This window comes from Novosphingobium sp. (assembly GCF_036803765.1).
Lineage (GTDB): Bacteria > Pseudomonadota > Alphaproteobacteria > Sphingomonadales > Sphingomonadaceae > Novosphingobium.
On sequence record NZ_DAIRTS010000005.1, the window covers coordinates 52,179 to 70,871 of the forward strand.

The 18,693-nt window shown below is 68.4% G+C and carries 16 protein-coding genes; 13 read left to right on the plus strand and 3 right to left on the minus strand.

Annotated features, from left to right (window positions below):
- Positions 1 to 32: 32 nt before the first annotated feature.
- Together V7Q48_RS04695 and V7Q48_RS04700 are read right to left on the minus strand one after the other, a co-directional pair.
- Positions 33 to 1,538, minus strand: a complete 1,506-nt coding sequence (locus V7Q48_RS04695; protein WP_333836577.1) for an aldehyde dehydrogenase family protein — start codon at positions 1,536 to 1,538, stop codon at positions 33 to 35.
- Positions 1,535 to 2,686: an FAD-dependent monooxygenase gene (locus V7Q48_RS04700; protein ID WP_333836578.1), complete on the minus strand. Its 1,152-nt coding sequence runs from the start codon at positions 2,684 to 2,686 to the stop codon at positions 1,535 to 1,537. Before V7Q48_RS04700 ends, V7Q48_RS04695 begins: the two co-directional genes overlap by 4 nt.
- A 231-nt stretch (positions 2,687 to 2,917) precedes the next feature.
- On the opposite strand from V7Q48_RS04700, the gene V7Q48_RS04705 reads away from it, so the two are divergent.
- The 5 genes from V7Q48_RS04705 to V7Q48_RS04725 all read left to right on the plus strand — a co-directional run bounded on the left by V7Q48_RS04705 (position 2,918) and on the right by V7Q48_RS04725 (position 8,956).
- Positions 2,918 to 3,688, plus strand: coding sequence for a maleate cis-trans isomerase family protein (locus V7Q48_RS04705; protein WP_333836579.1), 771 nt, complete (start codon positions 2,918 to 2,920; stop codon positions 3,686 to 3,688).
- Between the two features lie 127 nt (positions 3,689 to 3,815).
- Positions 3,816 to 5,012 (plus strand): FAD-dependent oxidoreductase, encoded by a 1,197-nt coding sequence (locus V7Q48_RS04710; RefSeq protein WP_333836580.1) that lies wholly within the window; start codon positions 3,816 to 3,818, stop codon positions 5,010 to 5,012.
- Between the two features lie 67 nt (positions 5,013 to 5,079).
- A complete protein-coding gene (locus V7Q48_RS04715; RefSeq protein WP_333836581.1) occupies positions 5,080 to 6,519 on the plus strand; it encodes an NAD-dependent succinate-semialdehyde dehydrogenase in 1,440 nt (479 codons plus the stop codon).
- A 54-nt stretch (positions 6,520 to 6,573) separates the two neighbouring features.
- A complete protein-coding gene (locus V7Q48_RS04720) occupies positions 6,574 to 7,575 on the plus strand; it encodes a Gfo/Idh/MocA family protein (RefSeq protein WP_333836582.1) in 1,002 nt (333 codons plus the stop codon).
- 58 nt (positions 7,576 to 7,633) lie between these two features.
- Positions 7,634 to 8,956: an MFS transporter gene (locus tag V7Q48_RS04725; protein WP_333836583.1), complete on the plus strand. Its 1,323-nt coding sequence runs from the start codon at positions 7,634 to 7,636 to the stop codon at positions 8,954 to 8,956.
- A gap of 188 nt (positions 8,957 to 9,144) precedes the next feature.
- On the opposite strand, the gene V7Q48_RS04730 is transcribed toward V7Q48_RS04725, so the two are convergent.
- Complete coding sequence (locus tag V7Q48_RS04730) at positions 9,145 to 11,595, minus strand: TonB-dependent receptor (RefSeq protein ID WP_333836585.1); 2,451 nt, start codon at positions 11,593 to 11,595, stop codon at positions 9,145 to 9,147.
- Here V7Q48_RS04730 and V7Q48_RS04735 point away from each other — a divergent pair.
- The 8 genes from V7Q48_RS04735 to V7Q48_RS04770 all read left to right on the plus strand — a co-directional run bounded on the left by V7Q48_RS04735 (position 11,594) and on the right by V7Q48_RS04770 (position 18,397).
- Positions 11,594 to 11,725, plus strand: coding sequence for a hypothetical protein (locus tag V7Q48_RS04735; RefSeq protein ID WP_333836586.1), 132 nt, complete (start codon positions 11,594 to 11,596; stop codon positions 11,723 to 11,725). The two genes, V7Q48_RS04730 and V7Q48_RS04735, sit on opposite strands and share 2 nt — an antisense overlap.
- A 108-nt stretch (positions 11,726 to 11,833) precedes the next feature.
- Positions 11,834 to 12,208 carry a MarR family winged helix-turn-helix transcriptional regulator gene (locus V7Q48_RS04740; protein ID WP_333836587.1) on the plus strand — a complete coding sequence of 125 codons (375 nt, stop codon included), beginning with the start codon at positions 11,834 to 11,836 and terminating at the stop codon, positions 12,206 to 12,208.
- Positions 12,205 to 13,497, plus strand: a complete 1,293-nt coding sequence (locus V7Q48_RS04745; protein WP_333836589.1) for an MFS transporter — start codon at positions 12,205 to 12,207, stop codon at positions 13,495 to 13,497. The genes V7Q48_RS04740 and V7Q48_RS04745 overlap by 4 nt, the downstream gene beginning before the upstream one ends.
- A 91-nt stretch (positions 13,498 to 13,588) precedes the next feature.
- On the plus strand, positions 13,589 to 13,903 hold the full coding sequence (locus tag V7Q48_RS04750; RefSeq protein WP_333836590.1) for a hypothetical protein: 315 nt from the start codon (positions 13,589 to 13,591) through the stop codon (positions 13,901 to 13,903).
- Positions 13,904 to 14,010: 107 nt separating this feature from the next.
- Positions 14,011 to 15,144 (plus strand): ATP phosphoribosyltransferase regulatory subunit, encoded by a 1,134-nt coding sequence (locus tag V7Q48_RS04755; RefSeq protein WP_333836591.1) that lies wholly within the window; start codon positions 14,011 to 14,013, stop codon positions 15,142 to 15,144.
- A 189-nt stretch (positions 15,145 to 15,333) separates the two neighbouring features.
- On the plus strand, positions 15,334 to 16,623 hold the full coding sequence (locus V7Q48_RS04760; RefSeq protein WP_333836592.1) for an adenylosuccinate synthase: 1,290 nt from the start codon (positions 15,334 to 15,336) through the stop codon (positions 16,621 to 16,623).
- A gap of 56 nt (positions 16,624 to 16,679) precedes the next feature.
- Positions 16,680 to 17,189, plus strand: a complete 510-nt coding sequence (locus V7Q48_RS04765; protein WP_333836593.1) for a L,D-transpeptidase family protein — start codon at positions 16,680 to 16,682, stop codon at positions 17,187 to 17,189.
- Between the two features lie 83 nt (positions 17,190 to 17,272).
- The gene (locus tag V7Q48_RS04770) at positions 17,273 to 18,397 is read left to right on the plus strand and encodes a winged helix DNA-binding protein (protein WP_333836594.1); all 1,125 of its coding nucleotides are present in this window, start codon (positions 17,273 to 17,275) and stop codon (positions 18,395 to 18,397) included.
- Positions 18,398 to 18,693: the final 296 nt, after the last annotated feature.

An 18,693-nucleotide genomic window follows, 5' to 3' on the forward strand; every position in this document is an offset into this window, starting at 1 on the left:
CCCCGCAGCCGATGCGGGGGCGTTCGCGTTTCCTAGAGGCGGACGGTGACGGCCTTGGTCTCGAGGAAGGCGTCGAGGCCGTCCTTGCCGAACTCGCGCCCCCAGCCCGATTGGCCATAGCCGCCGAACGGGACATTCGTGCCCACCGCGCCATGTGTGTTGATCGAGACGTGGCCCGAGCGGATCCGCGCCACGAGGCGGTGTGCCGTCGCGAGATCGCGCGTCCACACGCTGCCCGAGAGGCCGTAGATGCTCTCGTTGGCCATGGCCGCGATCACGTCGAGGTCGAGCGTGTCGAAGCGGCGCACCGCCATGACCGGGCCGAACACTTCCTCGCGCTCGATAGCCATGTCGGCGCGCGTGTCGGCCAGGATCGTCGGCTCGACGAACCAGCCCGGGCGATCCACCCGCCGGCCACCGGCGACCAGGCGCGCGCCTTCGGCCTCAGCCCGCGCGATATGGCCGAGCACCTTGTCCCTGTGCGCCTCGGAGATCAGCGGCCCCTGATGCGTGGCGTCCGACAATCCATGGCCCAGCACCATCTGTGCGGCGAAAGCGGCCAGTCCCTCGAGCAGGCGGTCGTGGATGCCGGCGTGAACGTAGATGCGCGTGCCAGCCATGCAGTTCTGCCCCTGGAGGAAGAACGTCGCCATCGCCACGCCCGGCACCGCGACGGCGAGATCTGCGTCGGGCATGACCACGACCGGCGACTTTCCGCCCAGCTCGAGCGAGACCTTCTTGAGATTGCCCAGCGCGGCCTGCACGATGCGCCGGCCCGTCGCGGTCGAGCCGGTGAAGCTGATCTTGTCGACCCGGGGATGCTCGGCCAGCGCTGCGCCGGCATCGGCGCCGAAGCCGTTGACGATGTTGACCACGCCCGCAGGCAGCCCCGCCTCGAGGATCATGTCGCCCAGCGCGAGCAGCGAGAGTGGCGTCTCCTCCGACGGCTTGATCACCGCGGTGCAGCCGGCGGCGAGAGCAGGGGCCAGCTTGAGGATCGCGGTCGACAGCGGCACGTTCCACGGCACGATCAGGCCGGCGACGCCGACCGGTTCGCGCAGGGTATAGGTCAGTGCCTCGCCCGTGTCGGCGATGTGCCGCGGTGGCGGCATCGTGGTGCCCTCGATGCGCAGCACCGCACCGGCGTAATAGTCGACCATCTCAATGCAGTTCGCCACCGTCAGGCGGGCGATGCCGACGGGCATGCCGTTGTCGATGACGTCGAGTTCGGCGAGCAGCCCGGCATGGGCTTCCATCACGCGCGCGAGCCGGAAAAGCAGCGCGGCGCGATGGCCCGCCGACAGGGCGGCCCAGGCCGGGAAGGCGCGGCAAGCCGCGGCGACGGCATCGTCGACGTCCCGTGCATCGCCGACCTGGAAACGGGCGAGTTCGAGGCCGGTCGCCGGATCGAGCGTGACATGGTCACGGCCGCCATGGGCATCGACCCAGCGGCCGTCGATCAGCAGCTTGTGCGGCTGCGCCAGGAAGGTGCGCGTCTCGGGCGCGATGGTGTTACCGTCGAAGGGAAGGGCGCTCATACAGCAACGGTCCTGCAGTCATAGGTGAACAGCCCAAGCGATTCCTCGTCCCGCATGCCGGCCAGGCCGAAGCTCTCGGTTTCCTGCCCCTGCATGCGATCGGCGTTGGCATTGCTTTCGGCCTGAATGAAGCTGGTGCGTTCGTGGCGCGCGGCGACATAGCGACGCAGCGCCTCGGCAACGCTCGCGCTGTCGTCCAGCACGCGCGAAAGCACGACGGCATCCTCGATCGCGCAGGCTGCGCCGTGGCCGAGGAACGGCGTCATCGCGTGGGCCGCGTCGCCCAGCAAGGTGACCCGGTCCTCGATGATCCAGTTGGTCAGCGGCTGGCGCGCATGGATCGCCCACTTGAACAGCGCCCCGTGCCCGGCGGCGGCGATCATCGCCCGGACCTCGTCGCACCAGCCCTCGTACGTGGCGGAGAGATCCTCGACGCTGGCCGGGATGCTCCAGCCTTCCTCGGTCCAGCCTGGCTGGCGCGCGAAGAACACGCAGTTGAGCAGCGTCCCGCCGCGCACCGGATAGCGCGTGACCATGCGGCCGGGGCCGATGTGGATGCCGGGGTAGTCCGCCAGGGGTGCCAGGCTTTCGTCCACCGGCAGCAGGGCGCGCCATGCGACGTGGCCGGTGAAGTGTGCCGGGCTGTCCTCGAAGCGGCGGCGGATCGCGGATTTGACGCCATCGGCACCGACCACGAGATCGCCTTCGAAGCGGCGGCCGTCGGCGAGGATGACGGCTGCCCCCTCGCTGTCGACGACCTGCGCGCCGGTGTGCAGCGCAACGCCGGCCTCGCGCGCGGCATCCAGCAGCAAAGCGTGGAGGTCGGCGCGGTGGATGGTCACGTAGGGCGCGCCGTATTTTGCGCGCTGGTCCGCGCGTTCGACCGCGCGCAGGATGCGCCCGTCCTCCCAGTGCTGGATGCGCTGGCGGCGTGGCTCGATCCCGGCGGCGGCCACGGCCTCGCAAATGCCGATATGGTCGAGGCCTTTCATGGCGTTGGGCGAAAGCGTGACGCCCGCGCCGATCTCGCCGAACTGCGGTGCGGCCTCGAGCAGGGTGACCTGAAAGCCCGCCTGGGCCATCGCCACGGCCGCGGTCATGCCGCCGATCCCGCCCCCTGCGATGACGATGTCTGCCCTGCCGCTCATTCCGTTCTCCTGTTCTCGCCATTGCGCGCATGTCGCGCGACGGGGCGCCAAAGCACCTGATCGCAATCCGCAGCCTACCGCCACTATCCAGCGCCGGCGCGCCACGGACAATGCATGTTCGGCTGTCGGATAGTCAGCTTTCCTGCGCCGGACAGACCCGCGGAAGCGGCTAGGCTCGGGGTCCAGAGAGATCGGGCGAGCGCCGTCACGCGTTCGCAGGAGGACCGAAACATGACACATTCGACCGGCAGGCGGAATGCCGACAGCCTGGGTTTTCGCCAGAAATTCGGCGTGCTCGGACCGTCGACCAACACCGTCGTGCAGCCGGACTTCGACGACATGCGACCGTTCGGGGTGACCAACCACTACAGCCGCATCGTCGTCTCCAATCCCGCTGCGGTCTCGAACGAGACGTTCATGGCCGGCGTTGCCGAGATCGACCGGCACACCGCCGATGCCGTGACCGGCGTGATGACCTGCGAGCCGAACTACCTCGTCATGGGCATGTCGGCCGTCACCTTCTTCGGCGGCGCCGAGGGTGGTCGCAAGTGGCGCGAATCGATCGAGCAGCTATCCGGCCTTGGCGTCACCACGGGCGCCGAGGCGGTCGTCGCGGCGCTCAAGGCCTACGGCAACATCCGCAAGGTCGCGTTCTTCTCGCCGTATTTTCCCGCCGCCAACGATCAGGTCCGCCGCTTCCTCGCCGACCACGGCTATGACAGCGTGCGCGACGCCGCGCTGCAGTGCCCCTCGTGGACGGCGATCGCCGAACTCGACGCCGGCCGCCTGCGTGATGCCATGCGCACGATCGACGGCGACGACGTCGAGGCGATCATCCAGGTCGGCACCAACGTTTCGAACGTCCGCTTCGCCGCCGCGGCCGAACTGTGGCTCGGCAAGCCGGTCATCGCCATCAACACCGCCACCTATTGGCACGCGCTGCGCGCCAACGGCTTCAACGACCGCATGGACGGTTTCGGCAGGCTGCTCGCCGAGCTGTGAGCCGCTCCGGCTGCGACGACCTGTTCGTCCAGTGGAGACTTCGCGGAGCCATGTGGCCCGCGATCGGCCGGCTGCCTAGCAATTCTGCCTATCAGACGAGGGGGTATCTCTAGAAATGACCCGTGAAATGGAACGAGCCCAGGTCGTGATCGCCGGCGCAGGGCCGGTCGGTTGCGTTGCCGCGACGTACCTGGCCAAGCATGGGATCGACGTTATCCTGGCCGAGACCGGCCTCGACGCCGCGCAGGATCTGCGGGCCTCGACCTTCCACAGCCCGACGCTCGAGATGCTCGACACGCTGGGCGTGGCGCAGGACCTGATCGACATGGGCCTCAAGGCTCCCGTCTATCACTGGCGCGACCGCCAGACCGGCGAAGTGCTCTCGTTCGACCTGGCCGAGATCAGCGACGTCACGCGCTTTCCCTTCCGCGTCCAGTGCGAACAGTATCACCTGGCGCGCACGCTGTCCTCGCGCCTCACCGAGCAGGCCAAGGCCCGCGTCATGTTCGGGCACCGCGTCATCCACTTCGAGCAGGACGACCAGGGCGTGACCGTCTCGCTCGAGCACGTCACCGGCATCACCAAGGTGCACGCCGACTACCTGATCGGTGCCGACGGGGCCAATTCGCTGGTCCGCAAGTGGCTCGGCATCGAGTTCGACGGGTTCACTTATCCCGAGCACTTCCTGTGCCTCAGCACCAAGCAGCGGATCGACGACGAGATCCCCAATCTCGCCTACGTGAACTACGTGTCCGACCCGAAGGAATGGCTCGTGCTGCTGCGCGTGCCCTCGGTGTGGCGCGTACTCGTGCCGGCGAGCGCGGAAGACGATCCCGCCTGGCTGCTGTCGGACGAGAAGAAGAACGCCGTCTTCGGCGGGCTGGTCGCCGACGGTGAAGCGGTCAAGACCGAGCACCGCACGATCTATCGCGTGCACCAGCGCGTCGCCAAGAGCTTCCACCACGGCCGCGTGCTGCTGATGGGCGATTCGGCGCACCTCAACAATCCGCTCGGCGGCTTCGGCATGAACAGCGGCATCCACGACGCGTTCAACGGCTGCGAGAAGCTGGTCCAGGTGATCAAGGGCGAAGCGGGTCCCGACCTGCTCGAGCGCTACGATCGCCAGCGGCGCACCGTCACGCACGACTTCACCCAGCAGCAGACGATCGCCAACATGGCGATCATGCGCGGCGAAAAGGGCGAGGCGCACCAGCGCAAGCTCGACGCGATGCGCACGCTGGTCACAGACGACACGCTGCGCCGGGAGTATCTGCTGAAGCAGTCGATGTTTACCAGTCTTGCAGAGGCCGAAGCGATCGCTTGATCGCGGCGCGCTCTTGGCGTCCACCCTGCCACGACTCGGACAAGAACGAATCACGGAGCGCAGCAGCATGACACGAACCCTCCTTCGCCAGTCCGCCTATATCGATGGGCAATGGGTGGCCGCCGACGCGGGTGGCACCCTCACGGTGACCGATCCCGCGACCGGCGAGGCCATCGCCACGGTGCCCGACATGGGGGTCGCCGAGACGCGTCGGGCCATCGCCGCAGCGAAGGAGGCGATGCGGGCATGGGCGGCACGCTCGGCGCAGGAACGCGCGCAGATCCTGCGCCGGTTCCGCGACCTGATGATGGAGGAGCAGGAGGCGCTCGCCGTCCTGCTGACGCGTGAACAGGGCAAGGCCCTGCGCGAGGCGCGCGGCGAGATCGCCTATGCCGCCTCGTTCCTCGAGTGGTTCGCCGAGGAGGCCAAACGCACCTATGGCGACGTCGTCCCGGGCCATGCCGCGGACAAGCGCATCGTCGTGCTCAAGCAGCCGATCGGCGTCGTCGCGGCGATCACGCCGTGGAACTTCCCGAGCGCGATGATCACGCGCAAGATCGGCCCCGCGCTGGCGGCGGGCTGTGCCGTCGTGCTCAAGCCGGCCTCGCAGACGCCGCTGTCGGCCCTCGCGCTGGCCGTGCTTGCCGAAGAGGCAGGGCTTCCCGCCGGTCTGTTCAACGTGGTGACGGGCAGCGCGCGCGCGATCGGCGGCGAGCTGACGTCGAACCCGGAAGTGCGCAAGATCAGCTTTACCGGGTCGACCGAGGTCGGCCGCACGCTGATGCGCCAGTCGGCCGAGACCATCAAGAAGCTGAGCCTCGAGCTGGGCGGCAACGCGCCGTTCATCGTGTTCGACGATGCCGACCTCGATGCTGCGGTCGAGGGCGCGATCGTCTCCAAGTTCCGCAACAGCGGGCAGACCTGCGTCTGCACCAACCGCATCTATGCGCAGTCTGGCATCTACGATGCGTTTGTCGAGAAGCTGGCGGAGCGGGTTTCGGGCATGACGCTCGGATCGGGGCTCGACGAGGGCAGCGACCTCGGGCCGCTGATCGACCGCGCCGCGCTGGAAAAGGTGCAAAGCCACGTCGCCGATGCCCTCGACAAAGGCGGGCGCCTTCTGGCCGGCGGTCGTCCCTCGGCGCTGGGCGGCACGTTCTACGAGCCCACGGTCATCGCCGATGTGCGTGGCGACATGCTGCTCAACCACGACGAGACCTTCGGCCCGCTCGCCGGGGTGATGCGCTTCGAGACCGAGGACGAGGTCCTGGCGCTCGCCAACGACACCGAGTTCGGCCTCTCCGGCTATTTCTATACCCGCGACCTTGCGCGGACCTGGCGGGTCGCCGAGGCACTCGAGACGGGCATGATCGGCATCAACACCGGACTGATCTCGACAGAGGTTGCGCCCTTCGGCGGGGTCAAGCAATCGGGCCTCGGCCGCGAGGGCAGCCGCCACGGCATCGATGACTATCTGGAACTCAAGTACCTGTGCATCGGGATCTGACCTGCCCCGGAGCGGGTGGTTTTGAAACGTACCGACGGACCGAAGGATGATGGAATGACGATCGACAAGCCTTGCGGCATCGCGGTGGTGGGATGTGGGCGGATCGCACCGCTGCATCTCAAGGCGATCACCCGTCATCCCTCGGAACTGCGGCTGGTGGCCGTGGCCGATCCCGATCTCGACAAGGCCCGGCAGGTCGCGTCCGAGTTCGGCGCGGAGCATGCCTGCGCCTCGCTCGACGACGTGCTCGCGCTCGACGCGGTGGAGGCGGTCATCCTGACGACGCCCAACGCGCTCCACGCCGCACAGGCGATGCAGGTGCTCCAGGCCGGCAAGCACGTGCTGGTCGAGAAGCCTTTCGCCGAAACCGTCGCCGATGCCGAGGCCATGGCCGCGCTCGCGGACAGTCGCGGGCTGGTGCTCGCGGCCGGTCACACCTTCCGCCATGTCGAGGCGGTGCGCACCCTGCAGGACCGGCGCGCGAGCTTTGGCAAGCTGCGTGCGGTCAGCATCACCATGTGCGTGTTCTGGGACGGTCCGCAGGCACCCTGGTGGGCGACCCGCACCTGGGACGAGGGGCTCATCCTGACGCTGTTCGCCCCGCATGCGATCGACTTCCTGCAACTCGTCGTCGGCGAGGTCGACCCGCGCCGCATCCACGTCGAGGTGGCGCGCCACCAGGACGGCTGGCAGGCCGAGGACGAGGCGATGATCCTGCTGCGCTATCCCGACGACGTGCTCGCCTCGATCCACCTGTCGTACAACCAGGCGACGATGATGAATCGCAAGGTCGCGCACTTCGAGAATGCCACCGTGCGGGTCGAGAACGGCGACGAGTTGTGGATCGACGACCAGCCCGTGGTCGTGCCGCAGCGCGCGGCCAGCGAGGACACCGCGTTGTTCAACGACGGCATCACCCATTACTTCGAGACGCAGGCCCGCGAATTCGCGCGCGCGGTGCGCGGCCTGCCCAACCGGTCGGTGCTGCACGGCTCGGCCCTGCGCCAGACCCGCCTCAACCAGGCGATCCTTGCCGCGGCCCGCCACGACGACTGACTTTCGCCCGGGTGCGCACGCGCGGGTGCGGCGCGCGGGCGAGCCGAGGAGCGATAGCATGACGATACCTGTTGGCCGCAAGGCCGCCTTCACCGGCGCTCACGTGGCCGGGCAGCTGTTTCGCGACACGCCCTCGATGCTGTTGCTGTTTTACCTGACGAGTGTCGTCGGCATGGGTCCGGCGCTGGCGGGGATGGCGGTGTTCATTCCCAAGGCGATCCTCGGCAGCATCAGCGACCTGCTCGTCGGCGTCGGCAGCGACCGGATGGCGTCGCGCTTTCCCCGTCGCAACTGGCTGCTCGTCGGCGCGATCGCGGCACCCGTGGCATTCGGTGCGATCTTCGCCGTGCCTCAAGCAACGCCCTTGCTTCAGGCCGCTTACGTCATCGCCTCGATGACCCTGTACATGATCGTGTTCTCGGCGATCTCCGTTCCCTATCTGGCGCAATACTCGGAAGTTTCCGACAATGCGGCGGAGCGGTCGGACCTGATGGCGTGGCGGCACGGCTGGATCGGCATCGGTCTCCTCGCCGGTTCCTCGTTCGCGCCCTGGCTGATCCACCATCTTGGTGCCGGCCGCAGTGCCTATATCACCACCGGCCTCGTGCTGAGCGCGATCGCGGGCGTGGCGCTGTGTTCGGGCTATTTCGCGTCCCGGCACATGCCGATCCGGCGGGCGGCCTCCACCGCCGCGAACGCCTTGCGCTGGCGCGTGCTTGCCGACGTCTTTGCCGAACGCCGCTTCAACCTGCTGCTGGGCGTGTTCGCCACGCACCAGATCGCGGCGGGCATGACCAATGCCACGATCGTGTTCTTTCTCACCTACAACATGAAGCTGGAGGCCGCGATCGCGCAGCTCGGCGTGCTCGTCCTGCTGGCGGGGCTCGCGGTTATCGCCGCCTCGCCGATGTGGATCTACCTTTCGCGCCGCTTCGGCAATCGACGCTGCTACCAGGGCGCGGTGGTGGCGCAGGCGCTGCTGATGGCGGCCTGGGCATCGTGCGACGCCACGACACCCGTATGGCACACCTATCTCATCTCGGTGGGCATCGGCCTTGCCAACTCGGGCTGGGGCATCATGCTGCTCGCGTTCTTTTCGGACGTGCTGGCCGACCGCAACACCGAGGGGAAGGAACTGGGCGGCGCCATGTCAGCCGTATGGACGCTCGCCGAAAAGTTCGGTCTCGCGCTGGGCGGCGCCTTGCTGGCGGGCGGGATCCTCTCGCTGTTCGGCTTCGCCGCCCATCGGGCGACCAGCGGGTCGGCGCTCACCGGCATTGCCCTGACGTTCGGCTTCCTGCCCGCAGCACTGCACCTGCTGGCAAGCGGTGTCCTCTGGCGCTTCGTGGTGCTGCCATCGGACAGCCCGCGCCCTGCCTGAACCGCACCGGGGGCGGCTCGCGGTCGAACACCCGCCGCGGGGGTAAGGCGCGGCCAACCGAGCACACCAAAAAGGCGGCGGACAGGGATAACCTGCCCGCCGCCTTTTTGCGTGTCTCTCTACCGGCCGCAGCAACGCAGCGAACGGGCAGGGGATGGACCTTTGCGGCCCACCCCCTGCCCGAGTATTCAGAACTTCGCTGAGACCGTCACACCGGCGCGGCGACGCTCGCCGAGATAGGCCTCGATCGTGCGCAGCGTGCTCGGGTAGCCGTTGCGCGGCTGGGTCAGGGCGGTCGACACGTAGGACTTGTCGAACAAGTTGGTCGCCCAGAGCGAGATGTTGAATACATCGGTCTCGACGCCGATGCGCAAGTTCGTCAGTGTGCGCTTGCCGAAGGTCGAGAGGTTGAGCGCGTTCACCGTCGCCGGACCGGTATGGTTGACATCGACGCGGCCGCTCCACGACCAGTCGCCGGACAGCGCACCGCCCAGATCGGCGTGCGCGTTCCACTGCCAGCCGACCGAGCGCGGCGGACGATTGCCCGAGACGAGCGGCTGCAATCCGCGACCCGGCACGTCGATGTAGCGGCACACGGTCGTGCCGGCGCACTGCGTCACCTGCGAGGGATCATAGACGTTCTTGCCGTACTTGGGGTCGGAGTAGGACGCCGATCCGCCGAAGCTCACGCCGCGCACCGGGCGTACGTCGATGCTGGCATCGAAGCCGCGGGCCCGCAGCGACCCGAGGTTGCGGATGATCGACTGCACCACGGCGGTGTTGTCCGAATAGCTCGGCACCTGCACGTCCGACCAGTCGATCTGGAACGCGGCCAGCTGGAAGACGAGCTTGCGATCGAGGACTTCGCCCTTGGCGCCGACCTCGTACGTCCAGTTGGACTCTTCCTTGTAGACCGATTCGCTGGGCAGCACCCCGGTGACGCCGTTGAACCCGCCCGAGCGAACGCCCTTGGCGGCGTTGGCATAGAGCAGGATGTCGGGCGTGACCTTGTATTCCACGGTGAATCGCGGCGTGAAGCTCTTGAACGTGTCCTGCTGCAGGCCGGTGCCGGGGGCAAAGAAGCTCAGCAGGTTGTTGTTCGTCTTGCGCTCGATGTTGTAGCGCCCTTCGGCCGAAACCTTGAGGCCCGGCACGATCTCGTAGCCGAGGCTTCCGAACAGCGAATAGGCCTTGGTCGATACCTTGGTGAAGCTGGCGAGCCGCTGCAGGTTTATGACGTCGGGGCTGAGGCCGGGGTTGGCGAAGTTGGCAAGCGGGCCGGTCCGGCTCGCGGCGAGGGCGGGGACGGCGAGCACGAGGCGCTCGTTGGCCGCCAGTTGCGAGCCGTCGACGGCCACATACGAGCCTTCGTCCGCGCGCGAATCGAAGAAGAACGCACCGGCCAGCCACTGGAAGCGATTGCGATCGGGCGACTGGATGCGCAGTTCCTGGCTGAACGACTTGACGTTCTGCTGGTTGCCGCCGGTCGACTGGGCAGTGACCGTCCGGCCATACGTGGCCAGACCGCCGACCGTGGGGCAGTTGGTGCCGACGACCGTGCAGACGCCATAGACGTCGCCCGCCCGCGTCACGTCATAGTCGAAGTAGGCGCGGAAGTTCGAGCGGGTCAGGCCGGTCGTGCTGACGACCGAGAACGCCTGGTTCTCGTAGCGCGATTCAAGCGCGATCTGCTTGATCGTGCTGTGCGATGCAGGGATGTTGCCCGACACGTCGCTGCCGCGCGGCTTCACCTCGCCGCAGTAGATGTAACGGGCGCCCGTCTGCGGCTGGGTGCCGCCACAGTTCTGCTCGCCATAAGGCACGAGGAAACCGCCGGTCTGGAGCGCATCGCCTTCGGCCAGCAGGCCGCTCAGCTTGAAGGTGAGGCTGTCGGTGGGCGTGAAACGCAGTGAGCCGGACAGGCCCTGGTGCGTATAGCCACCCAGCTTGGCGCCATCGCTGTTGTTGATCGTGCCCCCGAACGTGACATAGCTGCCCTTGATCGAGCCGGACAGGATGCCGTCGATGATCGGGCCGCCGACGCTGGCGCTGATGCGGCGATCCGCGTCGCTGCCGAGTGTGCCGGAAATCGCATAAGTGGGCTTGCGCGGTGCCTCGCTGGTCGAGATGCCGATGGCCCCGGCGAAGGTCGAGCGTCCGTAGAGCGCGCTTTGCGGACCCTTGGCGACCGAGATCTGTCCGATGTCGATCACGTCGAGCAGGTCGATCGCATTGCGGTTGGTCTGGTAGATGCCGTCGATGAAGAACCCGACGTTGGCCTCGTTGTTGAGGCTCGTCGCGAAGTTCGACGACGACAACCCGCGCACGACCAGCACGCTGGACGACGGGGTGCCACCCATCGTGAAGGTAAGGCCCGGCGTGTTGTTGGCCAGGTCGCGCACGTTGCGCACGCTGCGCTTCTCGAGTTGGTCACCGCTCAGGGCCGAAATCGAGAGGGGCACGTTGGTCAGTGTCTCGGACCGGCGACGGGCGGTGACCGTGATCGCGCCGGCGTCTTCGGGCTGCCCGGCGCTCGTGGCCGCCGCGTCCTGTGCCCGCGCGACGCCCGGTGCCAGCAGGCCGACCGGCGCTGCCGACAGCATCAGCACGGCCATGGTAAATTGTCGGTGGTCCCTCATGATGTTCTCCGCCTTTGGTTTTTTGCCAGATGCGGTGTCGGTGATGGTGGCGTGCGTTTCAAAAGCCTTCACGCGGTTGGTCGCCAGTTGGATAGGCAGCGCACGCAAAGGCGCCTTGACGCCCGGCTGATGTCTGGTGCAATTGATGCATATGCATCATATCGAGCCATCTGTTTCCGACATCCCTCCGCCGCCGTTGCCCTGCGCCTGCACGGCTCTGCGCAAGGCGTCGCGTGCCGTGACCCGTTTCTACGACGAGGTCATGGATGGTGCGGCGGTGTCGCCCACGCAGTTCGCGGTTTTGCGCACCATCGCGCGGCACGACGTTGTGGCCCTGCCAGACCTGGCGCAGGCGCTGGCGATGGACCGGACCACGCTGTACCGCACCTTGAAGCCGCTGGAACGGGCAGGCTGGATCGCGACCGCCGAGGCGACCGGGCGGTCGCGGCAGGCGCGCTTGACGGTGGAGGGGGAGGCCGTGATGGCCGAGGCTGCGGGCGCATGGGAGGCGGCGCAACGCCGCTTCGTCGGCGCCTTCGGGGCCGAACGCTGGGCCGGCATGGCGCAGTCGCTGGGTGACATCGTGGCGCTGGCGCAGGGTGGTGCAGCATGAGCCGGTTGTTGCACCGGACCGGGCTGGTTTCGCCGCGTCTGCATATCGGCCTCATCGTCGCGGTCACGTTCTTCGCGTTGCTCGTGTCGGCAGGGCTGCGCGCCACGCCGGGTGTGCTGATGATGCCGCTCCAGGCCAATTTCGGCTGGGACCGGGCGACCATTTCGTTCGCCGCAGCGATCGGCATCCTGCTTTATGGCCTGGTCGGTCCCTTCGCGGCGGCGCTGATGGTCTCGTTCGGCATCCGCCGCACCATGCTGGCGGGCCTGGCCCTGATGTCGGCGGCGACGTTCGCCAGCCTGTGGATGAGCCAGCCCTGGCATTACATCCTGAGCTGGGGCGTGCTGTCTGGCATCGGCAGCGGCGCGGTTGCCTCGGTCCTGGGCGCGGCGGTGGTCAATCGCTGGTTCGCGACCCGGCAAGGCCTCGTCATGGGCCTGCTCAGCGCCAGCACGGCGACAGGGGCGCTGATCTTCCTGCCGCTGCTCGCCTGGTTGTCGCGCGACGGGGCTTGGCGTCCGGTGGTCATGGCCGTCAGTCTCGCCTGCCTCGCGCTCGTGCCGCTGGTGGCATTGCTGGTGCCCGAGCACCCCGGCGACATCGGCACGCGCCGCTTCGGCGAGCAGGCCGACAGCCCGCCTCCGGCACCGCCGCGCCAGGCGCGAAACGCGACGCTGGCCATAGACGTCCTGCTGCGGGCGGCGCGAAAGCCGATGTTCTGGCTGCTGTTCGGCACGTTCTTCGTCTGCGGGCTCACCACCAACGGCCTTGTCGGCACGCACATGATTGCGTTCTGCGGCGACCACGGCATTGCCCCGGTCGCGGCCGCAGGCCTGCTGTCGACCATGGGATTCTTCGACCTGTTCGGCACCACGGCATCGGGCTGGCTGACCGACCGCTACAATCCGCGCGTGCTGCTGACGTTCTATTACGGGCTGCGCGGGCTTTCGCTGCTCGCACTCCCGTTCCTCAGCTTCGATGCGACCAGCCTTGCGGTCTTCGCGGTGTTTTATGGCCTCGACTGGATCGCCACGGTGCCGCCCACGGTCAAGCTCGCCAACGAGGCGTTTGGCGAACAGGAAGCCCCGATCGTGTTCGGCTGGATCCAGACCGGCCACCAGCTCGGCGCCGCCTGCTCCGCGTTCGGTGCCGGCCTCATCCGCGAGCATAGCGGCACCTACGCCCCCGCGTTCATCGCGGCCGGCATCATCGGTGTGGTGGCGGCGCTCGTGCTGATGATGACGATGCGCCGCGGCTCCGGCGCCGGGGCGGCGGCCGCTCCCGCCTGACGCCACGGCGCCAATCGGGCACGCAAACCGTTCATCGCGCGTTCCTGAGACAGCGGCCACGATAGGCCATCAGCTTTTGACGGAGTTTGTCATGTTCAGAATGGTTTGTGGGTCGGTTCTGGCCGCCGCTGCAGTCTTTTCCGCCGTGCCCGCCTCGGCATCGAGCGACCAGGCCTGGGCGGCGTTCGATGCCAAGGTTACCCGCTCGTGCCTGGCCGCCAGCGGCATCCGCAATGCCCGCGCCTCCACCATCGTCGGTTTCGACGACCGGGTGGGCATGGTCGCGATGCTCGTCTCGGACCGCAGCCGCGGATCGAACGTGTCCAAGCTGTGCCTCTACAACAAGCGTACGCAGCGCGCCTACGTCGACCAAGCCGACGGCTGGAACGCGCCGCCCAAGCGCTGACCGATCGGGGGCAGGGGCTGCCATGCGCGCCGCCCCTTCTTGCGCCGACGGCTGGCCGGCCTTTTTGCCCTACCCGGCCGCGGCCATTGTCGCTAAAGGCCGCGGCCATGGACACCAGCGATCCCGATCTGCTGCCCGAGGGCCTCGAAGACCGCCTCCCCCGCGAGGCTGCCGCCGCGACGCGCGTGATGCGCACGATCCATGGGGTCATGGAAGGCCACGGCTACGACCGCGTGCTGCCACCGATGATCGAGTTCGAGCGCTCGCTCGCCAGCCGCATGGCGGGGATCAGCTCGCGCCGCATGTTCCGCTTCGTCGACCCGCAGAGCCTGCGGATGATGGCGCTGCGCAGCGACATCACCCCGCAGATCGGCCGCATTGCCGGCACGCGCCTGTCTGCCGCGCCGCGCCCGCTGCGCCTGTGCTATGCCGGGCAGGTGGTGACGATCAAGGGCGCCGGCCTCGACCCCGCGCGCGAGAAGCTGCAGTGCGGGGCCGAGCTCATCGGCGTCGATAATGTCGCCGCCGCCGCCGAAGTGGTCGCCGTGGCGATCGAGGCGCTCCAGGCTGCGGGTGCCACCGGCGTCAGCGTCGATTTCACGCTGCCCGATCTCGTCGATACGCTGGCGGCCGAGGCCCTGCCGCTCGATGCCGCGCAAGTGGGTGCTGTGCGGCGCGAGCTGGACAGCAAGGACGCCGGCGGGCTGGTCGATGCCGGCGGCGCCGCCTATGTCCCGCTGCTCTATGCGACGGGCGATTTCGCCAGCGCGATCGACAAGCTGGCGGCGATCGATGCCGGCGGCGTACTGGCAGGCCGCATCGCGGCCCTGCGCGAAATCGCCGCCCGGCTTGACGGCCGCGCCCGTCTGACGCTCGATCCGGCGGAGCGCCACGGCTTCGAATACCAGTCGTGGTTCGGCTTTACCCTTTATGCCGAGGGCGTGCGCGGAGCAGTGGGCCGGGGCGGCACCTATCGTATCGCTGCGCCCGATGGCAGCGCGGGGGCCGACGGCGAGGTCGCGACCGGCTTCTCGCTCTATCCCGATGCGCTTATCGACCTTATCGCCGCGAGCGAGTCGGCGGCAGACAAGCTGTTCCTGCCGCTTGGCCACGACCGCGCCGCGGCCGAACGGCTGCGTGCGATCGGCTGGCGCACCGTCGCCGCGCTGACCGAGGCGGACACAGCGGCTCAGCTGGGTTGCAGCCATGTCCTGGGCCCGGACGGGCCGCAAAGCCTTTGAGGCCGGGCCCCGGCCTTTGAGACCGGGCACCCGATCGCCTCCGCGGTCTTGACTTCGCGGCTGCGCTGCCCCTAGGGGCCAGCCGCGCACATCGGGCGCGCCACGCGCGTGCCCCCCGTCCATCCACCACGCCGAGTCCTGTCGAAGGGCGTTGTCTGGATCCACCTGGCAGGGTGGAGGAGTGTATCTATGGCCAATGTAACCGTGATCGGCGCCCAGTGGGGCGATGAGGGCAAGGGCAAGATCGTCGACTGGCTCGCCAGCCGCGCCGATGCCGTCGTGCGCTTCCAGGGCGGCCACAACGCCGGCCACACGCTGGTGGTGGGCGAGCAGGTCTACAAGCTCTCGCTGCTACCCTCGGGCATCGTCACCGGCACGCTGTCGATCATCGGCAACGGCGTGGTGCTCGATCCCTGGGCGCTCAAGGCCGAAATCGAGAAGCTGACCGCGCAAGGGGTGGACATCACCCCCGACAACTTCGCCATCGCCGACAACTGCCCGCTGATCCTGCCGCTGCACCGCGACCTCGACGGGCTGCGCGAGGCGGCCGCGGCTGCGGGCAAGATTGGCACGACCGGTCGCGGCATCGGCCCGGCATACGAAGACAAGGTCGGCCGCCGCGCGATCCGCGTCTGCGACCTGGCGCATCTCGATGCGCTCGATGCGCAGTTCGATCGCCTCTGCGCGCACCACGATGCGCTGCGTGCCGGCTTCGGCCAGCCGCCGGTCGACCGCGAGGCCCTGCTGGCCGAGCTGCGCGAGATCGCGCCCTACGTGCTGCAGTTCGCGCAGCCTGTGTGGAAGCGCCTCAACGCCGTGCGCAAGGCCGGCGCGCGCATCCTGTTCGAAGGCGCGCAAGGCGTCCTGCTCGACGTCGACCACGGCACCTATCCCTTCGTCACCTCGTCGAACACCGTCTCGGGCACCGCGGCCAGCGGTTCGGGGCTGGGCCCGGCGGCGACCGGCTTCGTGCTCGGCATCGTCAAGGCCTATACCACCCGTGTCGGCTCCGGCCCGTTCCCGACCGAGCTCGACGATGCGGTCGGCCAGCGGCTGGGTGAACGCGGCCACGAATTCGGCACCGTCACCGGCCGCAAGCGCCGCTGTGGCTGGTTCGATGCCGTGCTGACGCGCCAGTCCTGCGCCATTTCCGGCGTCACCGGCATCGCGCTGACCAAGCTCGACGTGCTCGACGGCTTCGACAAGGTGAAGATCTGCATCGGCTATCGCCTGCGCGGCCAGGTGCTCGACTATTTCCCCAGCCACGCCGCCGACCAGGCCGCGGTCGAGCCGATCTACGAGGAAATGGACGGCTGGCAGGGCACCACCGCCGGGGCGCGGTCGTGGGCCGACCTTCCGGCCCAGGCGATCAAGTACATCCAGCGCGTGCAGGAACTGATCGAGACGCCGGTGGCACTGGTGAGCACCTCGCCCGAGCGCGAGGACACGATCCTCGTGCGCGATCCCTTCGTCGACTGACCCCGCCAGCGCGTGCCGGGCTTGTCCGGCGCTGTCGCTGCGCTACGCTGCATGCGATGCGGGGCACGAAAGCGCGATGGCTGACGACAATGGCGGTGCTGCTCGCAGGGGCAGCACCGCCATTTGTTTGTGCCCAGGATGCCGAGCCGGCGGATCGCATTCTGGTCGAAAAGGCCGCACGGCGGCTCACGCTATTCGCGGCAGACGGGCGGATCCTGCGGGTGATGACCGGCCTGCAACTGGGGCCGAACCCGGTGGGGCCCAAGCGTTTCGAAGGCGATGGTCGCACGCCCGAGGGGCATTACGTGATCGACCACGGCAATGCCGCCAGCGCCTATCACCTCTCGCTGCACATCTCCTATCCCGACTCGTCAGACCGGGCCCGGGCGGCGGCACTGGGGCGATCGCCCGGCGGTGCGATTTTCCTGCATGGCCAGCCGCCTGACTGGGGCGACCGCCGCGCCCCCGGGGACTGGACCGAAGGCTGCATCGCGCTGACCAACTCCGAAATCGAGGAACTGTGGCAAAGCGTTGGCGACGGCACGCCGATCGACATCGTGCCTTGATCCAAAACCGATCTAACTCGCGTTGACCCGGTCTCCATTTGTTCCGCAGAAGTCCGCATACGCGGTTTTACGGAGTGGGCGACATGGGGCAGGGAATGGCGCTTTTCGAGCAGGCGGGGGCCACGCTTGAAGCGGGGGCAGAAGCGCAAACGGCAGGTGAACGCGTGCGTGACGGCGCGTCGCCGCCGGCATGGCCTCAGGTGGACGCCGCGACGGACGCGTTCGGGGATAGTGCAGCCTGCGCATGGCCGGGGGCGGCGCCGGCTGTCTCGATCTTCGCTGACCGCGCCTACCTGCGCGCCGAAATGGCAGAGGATGCCGCCGCCGCCGGACTGCGCGTCGCCCAGACCAGCGACCTCCAGATCCTGTGCGCCGCGGCGCCGGCCGGACGGCACCCTGCGCTGGGCGATGTGGTCCTGGTCGATTGCCCGGTGATCGACGGCGCGGAGCTGGCAACGCTGTCGCAGCTGGACCTCGATGCCGCGCGGCGCGGCGCGCAACTCGTCGTCTCCACCAGCATCGGCGCGCTCGACGACGTGTTCGGCTGCCTCGACCAGTCCGAGGCGCAGATCCTCGTCACCCCCAGCCGGGCCGAGCGGGTGATCGCCATCGGCCGCGTCCTCGGCCGTGTCGGCCGCCAGGGCAGCCGCGTGCGCGAACTGGGGGCGGAGGACCGCATGACCCTGCTGCGCCTGACCGAGCAGGTGACGACGATCGCGGCGCGCCTCGAACAGCTGTCTGCGGGCAACAACGTCGACCCCGAAACCTCGTCCGCCTTCCGCTTCCATGGCGAAGTCGATCCCGGCATGGCGCGCCTGGACGAGGGCACCGACCGCCTCGTGCGCACCGCCCGCCCGCCGCTGCCGGACCCGCGGCTGGTCCGCAAGATCATCCGCCAGCGCCAGTTGCGCGCCCGCTTCTTCGAGGGCGACCTCTTCGCCGATCCCGCCTGGGACATGCTGCTCGACCTCACCGCCGCGCGGGTGGAGCATGTCCGCGTCTCGGTCACCTCGCTGTGCATCGCCTCGGGCGTGCCGCCGACCACGGCGCTGCGCTGGATCGGCCAGATGACCGACGCCGGCCTGCTGCAACGCGTCGACGACGAGACCGACCGCCGCCGGGCCTTCATCACCCTGACCGACAAGGCCGCCGACGCCATGGCGCGCTACTTCGCCGAACTGGGCACGAGCGCCAGCGCGCTGATGTGAAGTGTTCGGGGTTGCCAGGGGTGGGGCGAGTGGCCTTCGACAGGCTCAGGCTGAACGGGCGTGGGTGTTGGTCCGTCCCCAGCCACGCTTCGTTCCTTTACCCGCAACCCGTTTGCCCTGAGCCTGTCGAAGGGCTGTGATGGAGAGCGCAGTGCGCGCGGCCTTCGACAGGCTCAGGCCGAACGGGCGTGGGTGTCGGTCTGTCCCCAGCCACGCTTCGTTCCTTTACCCGCAACCCGTTCGCCTTGAGCCTGTCGAAGGGCCGTGCTGGAGAACGCGATGCGCGAGGCCTTCGA